This is a genomic window from Mycolicibacterium chitae (assembly GCF_900637205.1).
In the GTDB taxonomy this organism is placed as follows: Bacteria; Actinomycetota; Actinomycetes; order Mycobacteriales; family Mycobacteriaceae; genus Mycobacterium; species Mycobacterium chitae.
The window spans coordinates 5,268,003-5,283,994 of the sequence record NZ_LR134355.1; the positions used below are offsets into that span (position 1 = coordinate 5,268,003).

Annotated in this window: 15 protein-coding genes; 4 read left to right on the forward strand and 11 right to left on the reverse strand. The window is 69.0% G+C overall.

Annotated features, from left to right (window positions below; translation table 11 throughout):
- Positions 1–235: 235 nt before the first annotated feature.
- The 3 genes from EL338_RS25065 to EL338_RS25075 are packed head-to-tail and all read right to left on the reverse strand — an operon-like array spanning position 236 to position 4,430.
- Positions 236–1,807 (reverse strand): diol dehydratase reactivase ATPase-like domain-containing protein, encoded by a 1,572-nt coding sequence (locus EL338_RS25065; protein ID WP_126336274.1) that lies wholly within the window; start codon positions 1,805–1,807, stop codon positions 236–238.
- Positions 1,804–2,163 (reverse strand): diol dehydratase small subunit, encoded by a 360-nt coding sequence (locus EL338_RS25070; RefSeq protein ID WP_126336276.1) that lies wholly within the window; start codon positions 2,161–2,163, stop codon positions 1,804–1,806. The genes EL338_RS25065 and EL338_RS25070 overlap by 4 nt, the downstream gene beginning before the upstream one ends.
- Positions 2,160–4,430 (reverse strand): propanediol/glycerol family dehydratase large subunit, encoded by a 2,271-nt coding sequence (locus EL338_RS25075; RefSeq protein ID WP_126336278.1) that lies wholly within the window; start codon positions 4,428–4,430, stop codon positions 2,160–2,162. The genes EL338_RS25070 and EL338_RS25075 overlap by 4 nt, the downstream gene beginning before the upstream one ends.
- A 257-nt stretch (positions 4,431–4,687) precedes the next feature.
- Between EL338_RS25075 and EL338_RS25080 the strand changes: the two genes are divergently transcribed.
- From EL338_RS25080 to EL338_RS25090, 3 genes are all read left to right on the forward strand, one after another.
- Complete coding sequence (locus EL338_RS25080) at positions 4,688–6,127, forward strand: APC family permease (RefSeq protein ID WP_126336280.1); 1,440 nt, start codon at positions 4,688–4,690, stop codon at positions 6,125–6,127.
- Positions 6,128–6,284: 157 nt separating this feature from the next.
- A complete protein-coding gene (locus EL338_RS25085) occupies positions 6,285–7,103 on the forward strand; it encodes a PucR family transcriptional regulator (protein WP_126336282.1) in 819 nt (272 codons plus the stop codon).
- A gap of 93 nt (positions 7,104–7,196) precedes the next feature.
- On the forward strand, positions 7,197–8,225 hold the full coding sequence (locus EL338_RS25090; protein ID WP_126336284.1) for a fused (3R)-hydroxyacyl-ACP dehydratase subunits HadA/HadB: 1,029 nt from the start codon (positions 7,197–7,199) through the stop codon (positions 8,223–8,225).
- A gap of 71 nt (positions 8,226–8,296) precedes the next feature.
- On the opposite strand, the gene EL338_RS25095 is transcribed toward EL338_RS25090, so the two are convergent.
- The 8 genes from EL338_RS25095 to EL338_RS25130 all read right to left on the reverse strand — a co-directional run bounded on the left by EL338_RS25095 (position 8,297) and on the right by EL338_RS25130 (position 14,884).
- Positions 8,297–8,647 (reverse strand): type II toxin-antitoxin system VapC family toxin, encoded by a 351-nt coding sequence (locus EL338_RS25095; RefSeq protein WP_235666291.1) that lies wholly within the window; start codon positions 8,645–8,647, stop codon positions 8,297–8,299.
- Between the two features lie 56 nt (positions 8,648–8,703).
- Complete coding sequence (locus EL338_RS25100; protein ID WP_126336288.1) at positions 8,704–8,943, reverse strand: type II toxin-antitoxin system Phd/YefM family antitoxin; 240 nt, start codon at positions 8,941–8,943, stop codon at positions 8,704–8,706.
- Positions 8,944–9,128: 185 nt separating this feature from the next.
- On the reverse strand, positions 9,129–9,962 hold the full coding sequence (locus EL338_RS25105) for a cutinase family protein (RefSeq protein ID WP_126336290.1): 834 nt from the start codon (positions 9,960–9,962) through the stop codon (positions 9,129–9,131).
- Positions 9,963–10,037: 75 nt separating this feature from the next.
- Positions 10,038–10,655 carry a TetR/AcrR family transcriptional regulator gene (locus tag EL338_RS25110; RefSeq protein ID WP_126336292.1) on the reverse strand — a complete coding sequence of 206 codons (618 nt, stop codon included), beginning with the start codon at positions 10,653–10,655 and terminating at the stop codon, positions 10,038–10,040.
- A 52-nt stretch (positions 10,656–10,707) separates the two neighbouring features.
- Positions 10,708–11,883 (reverse strand): hypothetical protein, encoded by a 1,176-nt coding sequence (locus tag EL338_RS25115; protein ID WP_126336294.1) that lies wholly within the window; start codon positions 11,881–11,883, stop codon positions 10,708–10,710.
- Positions 11,876–12,829 (reverse strand): metal-dependent hydrolase, encoded by a 954-nt coding sequence (locus tag EL338_RS25120; protein WP_126336296.1) that lies wholly within the window; start codon positions 12,827–12,829, stop codon positions 11,876–11,878. The genes EL338_RS25115 and EL338_RS25120 overlap by 8 nt, the downstream gene beginning before the upstream one ends.
- A gap of 100 nt (positions 12,830–12,929) precedes the next feature.
- A complete protein-coding gene (locus EL338_RS25125; RefSeq protein WP_126336297.1) occupies positions 12,930–13,682 on the reverse strand; it encodes a PIG-L deacetylase family protein in 753 nt (250 codons plus the stop codon).
- A gap of 41 nt (positions 13,683–13,723) precedes the next feature.
- Positions 13,724–14,884 carry an aminotransferase class III-fold pyridoxal phosphate-dependent enzyme gene (locus EL338_RS25130; protein ID WP_126336299.1) on the reverse strand — a complete coding sequence of 387 codons (1,161 nt, stop codon included), beginning with the start codon at positions 14,882–14,884 and terminating at the stop codon, positions 13,724–13,726.
- A 238-nt stretch (positions 14,885–15,122) separates the two neighbouring features.
- Here EL338_RS25130 and EL338_RS25135 point away from each other — a divergent pair, with 238 nt between their 5' ends.
- On the forward strand, positions 15,123–15,977 hold the full coding sequence (locus EL338_RS25135; protein ID WP_126336301.1) for an EamA family transporter: 855 nt from the start codon (positions 15,123–15,125) through the stop codon (positions 15,975–15,977).
- Positions 15,978–15,992: the final 15 nt, after the last annotated feature.

Consider the following 15,992-nt stretch of genomic DNA (forward strand, 5'->3'; position numbering starts at 1 on the left):
AGTTGGCGCCACGCCGGTCCGCCTCCTCGGGGCGCGCAACCAGCGGTTCTCTCGCCAGGGTTCGGCGCTGTCCGCGAGGCCCCTCGATCGGAACTCGTCACCTCCGGGTGACAGTCATGCACAGCTGGGGGGCGCTCGCCCGTCGCCCTGGGGATAACCGTCACCCGGAGGTGACGCCATTTGATCGAGAGGCCGTCCAGAGACGGCCCGGCCGGCTGGCTTGTTCGGCGCTGTCCTAGCTGCCTGCCGCCAGGGTCACCAGCCCGTAAGCCACGGCGTACCGGTGCCCCAGCTGCCCGTTGACGTTGCCGCGGCCCACGCTGAACGTGTGCCCGAGTTGCTCGCTGACCGCGCGGACCAGCTCGTCGTCGCTGGCGCCGCCGCCGACCAACAGCACGGCCTCGGCCCCGGAGCCGGACTGTTGGAGGCCCGTCATCACGTTATGGCCGATCACCAGCCGCTTGGCCGCCAACCGCCAGCTGCGCCACTCCGCACCCGAGAGCCGCGACGTGAACGGCAGCAACCCGCTGGGCGCCGAGGTCAGCAGCCAACCGGTGTACCGGCCGTCGATCGGCTGGTCCAGGAAGTGTCGCCGGCCGTGCTCGTCCTCGACCAGCTGAGCGGTGATGGCGGTGACCGCCTCGGCCCGCTTGGCGTACTCGGCCGCGCTGTTGGAGATCTCCAGCGCGGCGGCGGTCGCCGCGGTGAGCAGCTGCCCGGCGCCGGGCAGCACCGTGCGGGCCACCTCGGCCACGACATCGACGGTCCCGCCGCCGACGTCGACCACCACCGCATCGGGCGTGACCCCGGGAGTGGTCAGCGCCCCGACGCGCGCGGCCGCGGCCTCCGACTCGACCTCCGCCACCGGCACCCCCAACGCCGCGCTGAGCGCCTCGGCGTCGGCAGGCGGTCCCTCCTCGTCACCCATCGTGGCCATCACCAGCGCGTCCACCGCGACGGAGCCGCGGCGCGAATTCGCCTGCGCGGCAATGTCGGCCAGGCGCACCACATGGGCCGGCCCGGGCGCACCGGGCTCGGGGCCGGCGTCGGCCGGGTCCTCGCGCGCCGGTGCGGCCTCGTCGAGGCACACCACCGCGCAGGCGCTGTCGTAGAGCTGATCGGCCACCACGCGGGCGTCGTCGTGTTCGTCGTCGCCCAGGCCGAACGCGTCGACCAGCCAGAACGGGTCGGTGAGCCGCTGCAGCGCCGACATCCCCTGCCGCACCTCGACCGCCACCCGACTCGTGGCCAACACCTCCGCGATCTCGACGTCGTCGACCACCGGCAGCCGCGCACCCAGCCGGTTCGAGATCAACACGGCCTCATCATTTTCCGTCAACACCGCCACCACCTGGCGGCCGGCGTCGAGCGCCGCGTTCACCCGCCGCGCGACCTCGAGGTAACCCCACTCCCGCGTCGCGCAGGCCACCACCGGACGATCCGCCGCGACCTCGTCGAGCCGCTGGACCGGCACCGGGGCGCCGACCCCGACGGCGTCGCCGGCCGTGGTGGCCGCCGAGCGGGTCGCGATGACCAGCCGACCGGTGGATTGCGTTTGCAGCTGCACACTTTCGAGGGCCAGCCGCACGGGCGGGGTCGGCGCGAACGCGGCCCGGTCGATCACCAGGCCGTGCGCCTCGGCCTGCCGGCGGGCCAACTGCGCCGCGCCCTGCACCGCGCGCAGCGAACCCTTGCCGCCGCGGGTCGGGGTGCGCGCGCTGGCCAGCACCTCGCGGCCGGCGGGCCCGCCACACAGGACGATCTCGGTGGTGGCGTTGCCGATATCGATGCCGGCCCAGATGGTCACCGCAGCAGGCCGCGCCGGCGGTAGGCAGCGGCGGCCTCGCGGACCAACTCGGCGCAGGCATGCGCCTCCTGGGCCACCAGGCGCTGCGCCAACTCCTCGAGTTCCTCGAACGTGGAGCGGCCGGGACGCAACGCCTCGTAGGCGGCGAGCATGTCGTCGGTGCTCAGCGCGGTCAGCTCCGCGGCCCGACGCAGGTTGGTGCCCAACTGCGCCGACCCGGTGGCCTCGGCGGCCTCGGCCTGCACCAGCAGCGTCTCCCGGCTGATCCGGATGTCGTCGAGGGTCAGATCGCCGTTGCGGGCGGCCTCGACGGTCACCTGCTCGAGGCCGCGACCCGAATGCGCGGAGATGGTCATCGCTGGAACTCCAATTCGACGTTGGTGCTGTCGTGATGGCGGGACTCCGCGCGTTCGATGGCGACCATCGAGACCACCTGGGTGTGATACCGCGCGGTGATCGCCTCCTCGGTGTAGGCGTTGCGCATCGGGGCCGGCGGTGTGCCCTTGGCGTGCCGGCCGGCGTTGATCCCGATCAACCGGTACATGTCGCGGCTGATCAACGGTGCGACGCTGAGCAGTTCGAGGTTGGCCAGCGGCGGCAGGTCACGGCGGTGGATCAGCGTGGTGCCCTTGGCCTGCAGGCCCACCCCGACCCCGGAGCCGGACAGCCGCGCGGCGGCCTTGCCGATGTAGCCCAGATCGATGTTGCCGCTGATGCGCACCAGCCGCGGCACGCACTGTTCCTCCTCGAGCCCGGCCAGGATCTCCTCGAGCGCGTCGTAGACCGTCAACCCGGACAGGCTGCGAAACAGCTTGGTGCCCAACGCCGGCGAGACGCCGATGACGACCTCGCGCGGATCGTCGCCCACGGCGGCCGGTCCGCGCGTGGTCAGCCGGGCCGGTTCGGCGTACTGCGCCTGCTCCTTGACCAGGTCGGCGACCGAGCGGGCTTGGCGCACCGTGTCGATCTGCTCCTGGCGCTCCGTCGTCGGGCGGTAACCCGTTCCGGGACCGGCATAGTCGTTCGGGTCCTGCAGCGCCGAGAGCACGTTCATCTGTTCGTCGAAGATCGCGGCGGTCTGCAGATAGTCGCCGGTGATGCGCGCCTTGGCCATGCCCAGCACCCGCTCGGCCAACTCCGGGAAGCCCGTCTCGTCGAGCGCGGCCACCACGTCGAGCACCGTCAGGCCCTGCTGGTCGATGGCGGTGGCGGCGTGCAGCACCTTCACCCCGTCGGTGGCGGGCAGATCCTTGGAGCCCTCCGCCCCGACGACGGCCTCGACGTGGTCGTCGTCGAAGTCGGCCAGGCCCAAGTACTCGAAGACCGCGCGGGTGGCCTCGGCGGCCTGGCGGCGCATGGACTCCAGCGTCGTGGGCTCCACCGAACGCAGCCCACCGTCGACACCCCAGTCCCTCTGCATCACCAGGTAGTCGTCCAGGTCGGCCGCGTTGAAGTTCGACGGCCCGAACATGTTGTCGTAGGCCACCACCGAGCCGAACCCGGAGAAGATGAAGTCCGACCCGGACAGCAGCACCGGCAGGGTGCGACTGGTCCGGCGCATGGTGGACTCCGACATCAAACTGTCGTTGCCGCTGCAGGATTCGAGTCCGCGCAGCATCACCATGAGGTTCTCGGCGATCAGTTCCCGCACGCCACCGGGTACCGAGGCGGTGATGCCGGCGCCGTCGATACCGCCGTTCTGCACGCCCTGGGCGCCGATCCCCTTGGCCAGCGCCACGCAGCGGGCCTCGAGGTAGTTCATCGACTTGCGTTCGGCCTGTCCCATCAGCACCTCGGAACCCGCGCCGCTGGACAGCCGCATCTTGATGCCGCGCGAGGCGTAGGCGGAGGTCAGGAACGCCTTGGACCACGGGGTGTCGTCGCCGTCGGTGAAGACCTGCTCGGTGCCGTACACCGACACGGTCTCGGCGTACGAGACCAGGCCCCGCACACCCATCTTCAGCTCGCGGGCCTCCTCGACGGCGCACTGGGTCAACGCGCCCGGCGCCGGCACCTGCGAACCGATCAGCAGACCGACGGCCACCGCGGGCGCGTCGTCGAGCACCGGGACGGTGGCCTCCAACTCCCGGAAGCCGTAGACCACGGCGGTGGCGGCGTCGGCGGCGATCAGCAGCGGATCGTCGAGCCGGTTGGTCACGTGCGCCTGGTTGGCGGGGCTGCGGCGGGCCCGCATCTTCATCATCGCCATCTGGATCTCGACGGGATTCAGCGTCGCGACCACCCGCGCCATCTTGGCCGGGGTCAGCCCCGCGCAGATCCGCAGTACCTTGGCGCGCGGCACGCTGGAATCGACGATCATGCGGGCCAGTTCCAGATCCGCCATGGCCATCGACCGCGGCGCCTGATCATGATCGATGGCGTAGCGCACGACGAATTCGTCGATGGTGTCGAAGTCCGCGGCGGCCACCGAGTCCATCTCGAGCACGGTGCCGTCCTCGCCGACCACCCACGACGGCTCCGGGTCGTAGGGCGAACCGTGCGAGATCATGCCCAGTTCGGGGTCGGGCTCGGCGAATCCGTCGAGATTCACCGCCTGCTGATCCAGCATGCGGATACGCCCCAGCCGGTGGTCCTGCTCGGTGTCTGTGCCCTCTGGGTGCATGACGTTCGCCGTACCTCTCTCGTCTCGAGGTCTTCGAGGCCCCCATCATCGGCCGAGTTCGCGGACCGGACAACGTTCTCGGCCGATGTTCCAACAACCTGTGTGACGCTGTGCGGTGTCCACCGGACCGACGCCGACGCGATCTACAACACAATGTTGGAAAAGCGGCGCTACCCAATGACAATGGCGCCCTCATCTCGCACACTTTGCCTCTGACGGGAGCAGGTACTTCGCGGCTCCGGTGGTGAGGAGGATCAATGTCCGAGGTTGTCAACACCGACGACACGCGTGCCAAGGATGCGCCCAACGACGGTCGCACCCACCTGCGCGGCAACCTGGGCGTCGCCGCCATCGTCTTGATGGTGGTCGCCGCGGCCGCGCCGCTGTCGACCATCGGCGGCAACGTGCCGATCGCGATGGTGCTGGGCCAGACCGCGGGCATTCCCGTGGCGTTCCTGGTGGCGGGCGTGATCTTCCTGCTGTTCGCGGCCAGCTTCGTGGCGATGTCGAAGTACGTCAAAGAGGCCGGCGCGTTCTACGCCTACATCCAGAAGGGCCTGGGCAAGGCCGCCGGCACCGGCGCGGCCGTGCTGGCGCTGCCGGCCTACATGGCGACGCTGCTGGGCGTGGCCGCCTACGACGGCGTGATCCTCGCTGGGTTCATCGAGCGCTTCGGCGGACCGTCGATCCCGTGGTGGCTGCTGACCGCGCTGGTCCTCGCGATCATCGCGTGGATGGGCTACCGCCACATCAGCTTGAGCGCCAAGGTGCTGGGCATCTTCCTGGTCTCCGAGGTCGCCATCCTGGTGGTGCTCGACTTCGTCATCGTCATCCAGGGCGGCCAGGAAGGCATCACCGGCGATTCGTTCACGCCGGAGGGCCTCGCGGGCGGCGTCGGGATCGCCCTGCTCTACGCGCTGTGGGGATTCGTCGGCGTCGAGGCCACCGCCGTCTTCCGCGACGAGGCCAAGGACCCCGACCGCACCGTCCCCCGGGCGACCTACTGGGCCGTCGCCATCGTCGCCACCTTCTACGCCTTCTCCAGCTGGGCCCTGATCGAGGGCAACGGCGGCAACAAGGCAATCGCGGTGGCCGAGGCCGACCCCGACAACTTCATGGTGAACACCGCGCAGCAGTACCTGGGCATGCTCGGCCGCGACCTCACCACCGGCCTGTGGTTCATCAGCGTGTTCGCCTGCGCGTTGGCCTTCCACAACATCGCCACCCGCTACGCGTTCGTGCTGGGCCAGAACAGCGTGTTCTCCAAGCGCTTCGGTCAGGTCCACGCGCAACACGGATCGCCGTCGAACGCCTCGCTGCTGATCAGCGTGCTGACCTTCGTGATCATGGGTGTGCTGGCGGCGCTGCAGCTCGATCCGGTGCTGGGGATCTTCGGACCGCTGGGCGGCCTGGGCATCCTGGCGCTGGCCATCCTGTGGCTGCTGACCACCATCTCCGTGGTGATCTTCTTCAGCCGCCGCGGCAACTCGACAGGCACCGTGGTGCTCGCGTCGGCGGCGACGCTGGGCCTGGCCGCGGCGCTGGTGCTGGTCGTGTCCAACCTGACCCTCGTGGTCGGTGGCACCCCGACCACCGCGGCCATCTTCGGTCTGATGCCCCTGGTCTTCTTCGGCATCGGCATGCTGCTGGGCCGCCGGTCCAACGCCGACCTGACCTCCACCCCCGCGGGTCTGTAGATCCGACCCGCCAGTAGACAGCCCCGGCTGGTTTCCTCCCCCCCAGGAACCAGCCGGGGCACTGCTACCGTGAGGCCTGCGGCTTCGGAGATGTGCCGCGGCTCCGCCGACCGCACCCCAGCAGTGAGTCGCGCGGTCGATCGGGAATAGGGACGATATGGCTCGGGAATCGCCGCTGACTGTGGCGATGGCCCTGACCGTTCCGCCGCTCGACCAGGGAACGGTGATCGCGGGCCAACGCGGACTGCAGCGCGAAGTGCGCTGGGTCGACATCATGCACGCGCCCGCCGAGGCCTTCGTGCGGGCCGGCGACCTGGTGCTCACCACCGGCGCCGACACCCGCCAGCCCGGCGTCCGCGAGTTCCTCACCTATGTCGTCGCCACCTCGGAGGCGGCCGGACTGGTGCTGAGCCCGCCACCGGAGATCCCCACCGGCGAGCTGCTGTCGTCGCTGGTGCCGCTGGCCGACGACCGGGACTTCCCGGTGGTGAGCCTGCCCTGGGAGATCGCGTTCGCCGCCGTCCAGAAAAGCCTTCTGCCGCAGATCAATCCGGTCGACGCCCGGGTGCAGATGGTGGTCGGCCGATCCGCGGGGGACGACGACGGCTGGAACGACATGGCCGACGCGTTCGCCGAGGCGATGGACGGTACCGAGGACGCGGACGGACCGCGCCAGTTCGCCGAGGTACTGCGGCAGCACCCGCAGAGTATGGCGGCCGTCCTGCGGACGTTGCAGCCGCTGGTCGACTACGACCGCACGCGCCGCGGACAACTCGTCCACACCCTGGAGATCCTGCTCAACGAGGCGGCCAACATCAGCGCAGCCGCCCGAGCCCTCTACCTGAACCGGCATTCCCTGCTCTATCGGATCAAGCTCATCGAGGAACTCACCGGGCTGTCGCTGAAGGATCCCGCGGATCGCTTCCAGTTGGAGGTCAGCGTCCGGGTGCATCGGATCGACGTCTCGAACGGATGACCGCTCTGCGCGAATTTTCGGGCCCGGGCACCGGCACGTTAGTGTGCTCTGGTCGGCCTCCGCGAACAGGCCGGTAGAAGAGTTGGACAGATCATGACCGCAGCAGCAGAAATGTCGGCGCTCGAAGCCCGGGTCGGCCACTACTACAAGATGGACCAGCCGTACCTGGTCGGCCGCGAGAAGGTGCGCGAGTACGCCCGCGCCGTGCAGGACTACCACCCCGTGCACTGGGACGTCGACGCTGCCGCCGAGCTGGGCTATTCGGGCCTGGTCGCGCCGTTGACCTTCACCTCCACCCCGGCCATGGCCTGCAACCGCCGCATGTTCGAAGAGGTCGTCGTCGGCTACGACACCTACATGCAGACCGAGGAGGTCTTCGAGCAGCACCGCCCGATCGTCGCCGGCGATGAGTTGGAGATCGACGTCGAGCTGACGTCGGTGCGCAAGATCGCCGGCCGGGACCTGATCACGGTGACCAATACGTTCACCGACACCGCCGGCGAGCGGGTGCACACGCTGCACACCACCGTCGTCGGCGTGACCGCCGAGGACGTCGATCCGGCCATCAAGGGCGCCGTGCAGAAGGCCATGATGCACGACATGAACATCCTCGACATCGGGGAGTCCGACGGCGCCTACCACAAGACGGTGCGCCCCGAGGGTGAGGTGCGCATCGCCTCCCCCGGCGATCGCGCCCCCGCGACCCCGTCCTTCGACGCGGTGCAGGTGGGCGACGAGTTGCCCGTCCACCACACCCGGCTGTCCCGCGGTGACCTGGTGAACTACGCCGGGGTCGCCGGCGACGCCAACCCGATCCACTGGGACGAGGGCATCGCCAAGTTCGCCGGGCTGCCGGATGTGATCGCGCACGGCATGCTCACCATGGGCCTGGGCGCCGGATTCGCCTCGACCTGGTCGGGCGACCCGGGCGCGGTCACCCGCTTCGCGGTGCGGCTGTCGGCGCCGGCGGTCGTGCCGGCCGCCGAGGGCGCGGATATCGAGTTCAGCGGTCGGATCAAGTCGCTGGACCCCGAGACCCGCAGCGGCGTCGTCATCGTCGGCGCGAAATCCGGTGGCCGCAAGATCTTCGGCCTGGCGACGCTGGGTGTGCGCTTCAGCTGAGGTCGGGCCGCGTCGAGTCAGAACTCACGCAGGCATTGTGCGAGCGGACGTGTGCGTGAGGTCTGACTCGATCAGGCCGTGAGCGTCGGCGCCAGCGAAGCGCCGAGGATCCGCGCATCACGGGTGACGACGGTGAGATTGCGACGCACCGCCTGAGCGACCAGCACCCGGTCGAATGGGTCGCGATGCTCCCACGGCAAGCGTCCCGCCAGGATGGCGTCTTGCGCATCGATCGAAAGCTCGCCCGCCGCCATGTCACCGAGGATCTCCGACCATGCGGACAGCAGGATCTCCCCGTCCAGCCGGCCCAACTTCGTCTTGATCGCGATCTCCCAGGCCGACGCGGCCGAGACCCAGATGGCGCACTTCCTGTTGGAGAGCATCTCTCGGATTTCCGGTCGCAGCTGTTCGGGCGTAGCCACCAACCAGAGCAGCGTATGGGTGTCCAGCAGGACGTTTCGGGGTCCTCCCCCGGAAGTCACGAATCACCCTCCCAGACAGCCAATTCCGCGTCGGGCAGCGGATCGTCGAAGTCCTCCGGGACGGTGAGAGTGGGCAACTGACCGAACCGACGCGGCTTCTCGTGTACAGGCGAAAGCACCGCGACCGGGCGTCCCCGACTGGTGATCGTGACCGCCGTGCCACTGCGCTCAACCTCGGCCAGCAGGGCGTTCAGCGTGGCCTTCGCTTCCGTACTGGTCACTGTCTTGTCCTGCATGCAGCAATGGTATCGCTGAAGCCCCAATCGGACTAGTCCGACTAGTCCGATTGAAGCTCGCTGGGCTCGGTCACCTTCACGGCGCGGCTTGCTGACTGGCTGGCTACGTCGAGGCAGAACTCACGCAGGCATTGTGCGAGTGGACTTGTGCGTGACGGCTGACTCGATGAGACGCGCGAATCTCGTCACGCCCCGTGGGCGGTGACCACCGTCCCCGACTCCGGCGCGGCGACGGCCCCGGCGACCAGTTGATACAGCGGCGTCCCCCAGGCGTGCACGCCGCTGCCGGTCGGCGAGTACGCGGTGTGGATCGCGATCGCAGAAGGCGACAGGGCGTCGTCCTGATCCGGGTCGTAGTCGCACACCGGGTCGCCGACGTCGCAGACGCTGACGGTGCGGGCGCCGATCGAGGCCGGCAGCGGCGAGGTGTCCGTCGAGGCCAGGAACGAATGTTCTTGCGCCACACCCTTGCCCACACTGGGCAGCACGGCCGTCGACCCCATCTTGATGGTGGTGTCGGCCGGCAGTCGGTCGCCGTCGGCAACCAGCAGAGCCGCGGCGATGCGCGGGTCGTCACCCAAGTCGTGCAGGTTGCGGTGAATCACCATGGCGCCCTGCGAATATCCGGCGAGCACCACCTTGGTGTCCGGGCACTTCTCGGTGTAGGCGTCGAGCTGCTCGGCGGTGGCGTCGGCGCCGTCCTCGACGCTGTCCATGAAGTCCATCCAGCCGCCCAGGCCGCCGTCGACCGGCACAGGCGCCGCCGGGTACTGGACGGCCTCGGCGGTCATGGTCTGCCCGTCGACGGCCAACTCGGAGCGCAGTTGCTGATAGGACTGGTAGACGACGTCACCCATGCCGCCGTTGGCGGTCAGGCCCGCACCGTCGCGCTGACCGGATCCGGCGGCGCCGATCCAGTGCACGTCGGCGCAGGCGGGGGCCGCCGCCGCGGTCCCCGTGACCAGGCCGGCCAGCGGCAGCGCGGCCGCCACGACGGCTATTCCCAGGTGACGAAGCACAGCGATCTTCCTTCCGAACCCCAGCGGCACACTGGCGCCGCGCTACCCCGTAAGTCGCGGCAGGGGTGGTCGGTGTTACTCGGCGGAGGCCCGACGCTGCTGTTGCGCCAGGATCGCACTGCCCAACCAGTCCCGCAGGAACCGGCGCAGTTCCTCGCGGCTGCGGGCCGCGTCGTTGGGCGCAACGAAGAACGACAGCATCACCCGCAGGGTGAATTCGACCAGGTCACGCTGGGCGGACTCGTCGTAGCCGTACTGCGCCCAGTCCACGTCGAAGCGCGTCATCATCCGCAGCCCGAAGCCCTGCGCGGTCTCCGAGGCGACATCACGGGCCGCGCCGTAGGACTCCGAGAGCAGCGTGCCCAGATGCGGGGTGCGCGCCACCTCCTCCAGGGTGAACAGCACCCCCTCGACCATCGCGTCGGCCGGGTCGGTGATGCCCCGCACGGCGGCGGCGAGTTGATCGAAGAAGTCGTCGACGGACGCGAACGCCGCGGCCTTCATCAGCGCATCGGCGGTCGGGAAGTAGCGGTAGACGGTCTGGCGGATGACGCCGATCTCGGCGGCGACCTCGGCGATGCTGACGGCGGTGCCCCGCTGGGCCATCAGCTTGACCGCCGCGGCGACGATCCGCTCGGCGGCCTCCTCGTCGTTGTTCGGCGGATCGCCCACCCAACCGCGTCTGCGCGCCACCTGACAACTCCTCGAGCCGAAACCGAACCCGCAGGATATCGGTTCTGGCGCGTCAGACCCGGTCGACCTCCGCGGCCGACACCGGCGAGGCCACCACCGTCGCGCTCACCGATCGCTGCGCCTTGGCCGCCATCGCCAGCGTCACCGCGGCGATCACGAAACAGCCGAGCGTGTACCAGAGGCTGCCGGTGGGATCGCCGTTGGCGGTCACGCCGTCGACGGCACCGAAGTAGGCCGGCAGCGCGGCGATCCACAGCACCGCCAGGACCGCCAGATACACCGCGGCGAAGCCGAAAATGATGCCGGGCGAATGAGGTTGGTTGGCCAACAGGTCCTCGTTGACGCCGCCGCGCAGCCGACGCCACTGCAGCGCGAAGACGACGATCGCGATGACCGAGACGAGCACCAGTTCGGCCGCGTACGCCACGCCGATCACGGTGGTGCTCCCGGTGATACCACCGGAAATGGTGGCCGGCAGCGGCAGCAGCGCCGTGCCGATCGAGGCGAGCAGCCCGATCACGATGGTGCGCCACACCAGCTGACCGGCGGTGAAACTCCGGCCCGCATCGACGTGGCGGCCGACGAAGAACTGCACGCACAGCGCCAGCGACATCGGCCACAGGGTGGCGAACACCACGACGCTGGGCAGCGGCACCGCCGCGAGGAACGGGTGGTTCATCGGATGATCCAGCGTCCACTCCCACCAGCGCAGCTGCGGGCCGAGGTGGTCGAAGATCTCGTAGAACGCGTGGTGGACGAAACCGACGCAGATGGCGCCGAGCAGGGTGCCGTAGCGCCGGAAGATGCCCAGCGCGCGGACGATCTCGAAGGCGATGGTGGCCATCATCGGATAGATCGCGATGATGTAGAGCGGCAGTCTGCCCCAGAGGAATTCGACCGTGAACACGTTGTGGGCGAACATCGTGTCGACGTATTCGCTGATGCCGAACGCGGCCGGGAAGTACAGCGGCGGCTCGATGATCAGCAGGTAGGCGATCGCGCCGATCCACAGCACGAGGTTGGTCGGGTCGTTGTGGCGGCGCAGGCGCACGATCGCGTACACCAGCGCCAGCACCGCGCCGACCACGATCAGCAGTTCGAGAACCGGCAACGTCCAGTTCTCCAACGCCAAGGGGTTGCGCAGCTCGAACAGCCCGCCGGCCTCCGCGCAGGTGAAGCCGAGTCGTTCGGCCAGGCCCTCGAAGGTGGGCGCACACAGCTCAGACATCGGCGGCCTGCTTCCACTCGACCTTGTCGTCGGCGTCGGCGGTGTACCACCGGGTGACGTCGTAGCCCGCGTCGTAGCGATCGAACCAGACCTGGGCCAGCGCGGGCAGCTTTTCGTGCGCGGGATCGTGGCCGGGGATCTGGCTGCGGACGACGCCGACCACGGCGGCCAGCTGATCCCGGATCGGCAGGTGTCCGAAGGCGTTGCCGAACGGCCCGTCGTCGCTGACCTTGAGGAACGGAAGCTTCTGCAGCACCGCCTTTTTGCGGCGCTGCATCCCGAACGTGGAGATGGCGTCGACCTTGCGGTCCTCGACGGGGATGTAGGAGTTGAAGTCGTCGCAGGCCATCTGGATGACGGCCCAGACGTGCTTGAAGATCGACGGCGCCACCCGCATCCGGTACCACGGGTCGTCGACGACCTCGTCGTAGATCAGCAGCGCCGAACTGCGGTGTTCGACCTCCTCGACGAAGTGCCACAGGAACAGCGACGCCACCCGGTCGTCGCCGGCGGCGAACAGGGTGTCGTCGTGGTCGAGCATCAGCTTGAAGACCGGCGTGAAGGTGGCCTCGAGGTCGGCGGTGTAGGCCAACCGGTACTTCAGCGGGGTGTTGGCGGTCAGGTCGTCGAAGGCCGCGATGACCTTGTCGTAGGTGTGCTGCAGTTGCGGGTAGGACTTGATCAGGCCCTTGGCGTGCTGACGGTGTGCCATCGAGTGTTGGCCCTCTTGGCGCACGAACGCGTCGGCCTCCTCGGCGATGGCGGGGTCCTTGATCAACGGCATGGCCTCGGTGATCATCCGGCCGATCATCTTCTCGAAGCCGATGGCCAGGAAGGACACCGCGTTGGCCATCCCCGAGAACGCCGGGTTGGCCTCGTTCCAGAGGAAGGGCACCGGGTAGCTCGCGAACGCGAAGCGCATCTTGCGGACGATCAGATCCGTCATGGCCGACCCCTCATCGTGCGTTGCCCACCGCAACGGTCATCAACATACAAACAGACACTAGGGCGTCTGACTGTATGATGACAAGCCTGGGGTCGTCCGGTCAGTCGCCCCAGCCCATGGAGAAGACCTCGAACATCGTCGCGTGAGTCACGCCCATCCGCGCCCCGGCCTGCCGGGACGCCTCGGCGAGAAATTCCGCCGGGTCGAAGTGCTCCCAACCCAGTCCGTCGATGTAGGCGCGGTGGGTCCGCAGCGACTCCACGCCCAGGTCGAAGGTGTCGGTGATGTCGACGCCGTGCTCGGCGCCCGGGGAGCCCGCGGCCCAGACCTCCTGCACCCCGCCCCACGGTTCGGTGCCGTCGACGAGTTGCTCGGCGAAGATCCACCGGTTGCCGGCGTCGCGGACCGCGTCCAACGTCGCCTTCCCCGTCGCAATGTGGTCGGCCTGGTTCAGCGCCCGCCCGCCCCAACCATCCCGAAAGTTGTTGGTGACGACGATATCCGGACGGTGCTTGCGCACCTCGGCGGCGATGGCGCGGCGCAGCGGCACCCCGTACTCCAGGATGCCGTCGGGCAGCCGCAGGAAATCCACGACGTCCACGCCGACGATGCGGGCGGACTCCACCTGCTCGGCCTCCCGCGTCTTCGCGCACTGCTCGGGGTGCATGCCATCGATACCGGCCTCCCCGCTGGTCACCATGCAGTAGACGATCTTCTTGCCCTGCCGCGTCCAGCGCGCGACGGCCGCCGCGGCGCCGAACTCCATGTCGTCGGGGTGGGCGACCACACACAGCGCGGTGTCCCAGTCCTCTCGAATCGGTTGCAGTGCGGGCCGGTCATCGGTAGCGGTCATGCGGGCGAGCATGGCACTCGTCGCGCGGCCGGAGCAATGCTTCAGGATTTGGCGGCGAGCGTGGCGAACGCCCTGTCGGTGCCCTCGAGCGCGCGGTCGATCACGGCGTCGGTGTGCGCGGTGCTGACGAACCAGTTGTGGCGCGGGTGCAGATACACACCGTTGTCCAGCGCGGCGGCTGAGAACGCGAAGCTGAGCTGGTGCTCGGGGTCGTCGTGGAAACGCAGGTACGGCATCTGACTTGGCCCCGTGTAGGACACGTCGAATCCGTGCGCTTGGGCTTGGGCCACCAGACCGGCACGCAACCGATCTCCGGCGCGGCGCTGCAGGCGGACACCGTCGATGGCGCGGAGTTCTTGGATGGTCGCGATTGCCGCTGCCATCGGCACGGCCGCAAACCAGAACGTCCCGGTACTGAAGATCGTGGCGGCGGCGTCTCTCAGGGAGTCCCTGCCAAGGATGGCCGAGACCGGGTAGCCGTTGCTGATGGCCTTGCCCCAGACGCTGAGGTCCGGTTGAACGTCGAGGTTCGCCCAGCTGCTGCCCATTTCGAGGCGCATGCCGCAGCGGACGTCGTCCAGGATCAGGACGGCGCCCTTGCGGTCACAGGTGGCGCGGAGTTCGCGCGCGAACGCCGGGTCGATCAGTTCCTGGTCGACCCCGTCGTTGTGCTTGAAGGGGGTGATGATCACGCCGGCGAGGTCGTCGTCCGCTTCGTCGAAAGCCGCACGCAGACTTGGGAGATCGTTGTAGTCGAAGTACCGGATGTTGGCGCGGTCGGCGGCCGAGATCCCCGCCGTGCCCGGGGTGCACCACGGCGCGGCGCCGTGGTAGCTGGCCCGCTCGACCAGGATCTTGGCGCGGCCGGTGGCGGCCCTGGCGATCGTCAGCGCGGTCGTGGTGGCATCGGTGCCGTTCTTGGCGAAGTAGGCCCACTGCGCGTGATCGACCATGTCCACCATCAGTTCGGCGAGTTCGACCATGCGCGCCGACGGGGCGTTCTGACAATCGGCCAGTTCGCGCTGGCGCTGCGCAGCCTCTTCGACCACTCGGTTCTGATAACCCAGCACCATGGGCCCGTAGCCCAGCAGGAAATCGACGAACTCCCGGCCGTCGACATCGCGGATGAGCGCGCCGTCGCCGCTGGCGAGGAACTGCGGGAAGTTCGAAGGGAACAGGCCGGCCCGCTGATGGCCGTACATTCCACCCGGGATCAGGCGACTCGCCTTGTTCCGGAGAAGACGATCGTTCAACTACATCGACCAGACCGGGTTGTGTGCTGCATGCAGCATGCCAAGGGAGCCATGCCCGAGATATTGACATGCTGCATGCAGGGCGTCAACGGCACGCGAGGAAGCGCCGCGGGCGACCACTACCATCGCGGTGGTGATGCTGTCGCTCGAGATGGGCCAAGACCAACGCGCGCAGGCGATCTGACGGATGGGTGCCGCGCTCGCGTTGACCTCGGCGCTGGGATACGGAATCTCCGATGTCCTCGGCGGTCTGGCGTCGCGGCGCATCTCGCCGGTCCGGGTGGCCCTCATCGGACAGGTTGCCGGCCTCTGCGTGGCCGCCCTTGCCCTGCTCGCCCAGGCCTCCTCGGCGGCGACGGGCTCGGACCTGGCCTGGGGTGCGGCCTCGGGCATCGGCACGGGGATGGCCATGGTCTTCCTGTTTCGTGGGCTGAGCCGCGGCGCGATGTCCGTGGTCGTTCCGGTCAGCGCCGTCGGCGGTGTCGCGCTGCCGGTGCTCGTGTCGGCGGCCTTCCTCGGTGAAAGGCCACCCGGACTGACCTGGCTCGGCGTGCTGATCGCGCTGCCGGCGCTGTGGTTCATCAGCGGGGGCTCCGATCAGTCCGGGACCACCTCGCGCGCCGCCGTGTACGACGGCCTCGGCGCCAGCGGTGGCATCGCGCTGCAATACCTGTGTCTCGCGCAGGCCGACGCCTCGGCAGGGCTGTGGCCCATCCTCAGCGGTCGCGCAGCGGCGATCGTGGCGGTCCTGGTGGCCGCCGTGACCTTCATGAGGAACCCCACCCCACGCACCGCCGGGGCAAAATCCCCGACGGCGTTCACGTTCAGCGTCGCCGCCGGGGTGCTGGCCGCCGGCGCACTGACGGCCTACCTGTACGCCCTTCGGTCGGAATTCGTCACGGTCACAGTGGTATTGGCCTGCCTTTACCCGGTGGTCCCGGTGATCATCGGACTCGCGTTCCTCGGTGAGCGCCTCCGCACCTCGCAGGCACTGGGACTGGCGGGCGCGCTGGCCGCGACGACCCTCATCGTGGTGGCGTAACAGCCTCGCGGACAA

Excerpts from the sequence above, each read along its gene's own strand:
- EL338_RS25070 (WP_126336276.1), bottom strand. The coding sequence starts at position 2,163 with ATGACCATCTCCGCGCATTCGGGTCGCGGCCTCGAGCAGGTGACCGTC.
- EL338_RS25075 (WP_126336278.1), bottom strand. The coding sequence starts at position 4,430 with ATGCACCCAGAGGGCACAGACACCGAGCAGGACCACCGGCTGGGGCGT.
- EL338_RS25080 (WP_126336280.1), top strand. The coding sequence starts at position 4,688 with ATGTCCGAGGTTGTCAACACCGACGACACGCGTGCCAAGGATGCGCCC.
- EL338_RS25085 (WP_126336282.1), top strand. The coding sequence starts at position 6,285 with ATGGCTCGGGAATCGCCGCTGACTGTGGCGATGGCCCTGACCGTTCCG.
- EL338_RS25090 (WP_126336284.1), top strand. The coding sequence starts at position 7,197 with ATGACCGCAGCAGCAGAAATGTCGGCGCTCGAAGCCCGGGTCGGCCAC.
- EL338_RS25100 (WP_126336288.1), bottom strand. The coding sequence starts at position 8,943 with ATGCAGGACAAGACAGTGACCAGTACGGAAGCGAAGGCCACGCTGAAC.
- EL338_RS25115 (WP_126336294.1), bottom strand. The coding sequence starts at position 11,883 with ATGTCTGAGCTGTGTGCGCCCACCTTCGAGGGCCTGGCCGAACGACTC.
- EL338_RS25120 (WP_126336296.1), bottom strand. The coding sequence starts at position 12,829 with ATGACGGATCTGATCGTCCGCAAGATGCGCTTCGCGTTCGCGAGCTAC.
- EL338_RS25125 (WP_126336297.1), bottom strand. The coding sequence starts at position 13,682 with ATGACCGCTACCGATGACCGGCCCGCACTGCAACCGATTCGAGAGGAC.
- EL338_RS25130 (WP_126336299.1), bottom strand. The coding sequence starts at position 14,884 with ATGTACGGCCATCAGCGGGCCGGCCTGTTCCCTTCGAACTTCCCGCAG.
- EL338_RS25135 (WP_126336301.1), top strand. The coding sequence starts at position 15,123 with ATGGGTGCCGCGCTCGCGTTGACCTCGGCGCTGGGATACGGAATCTCC.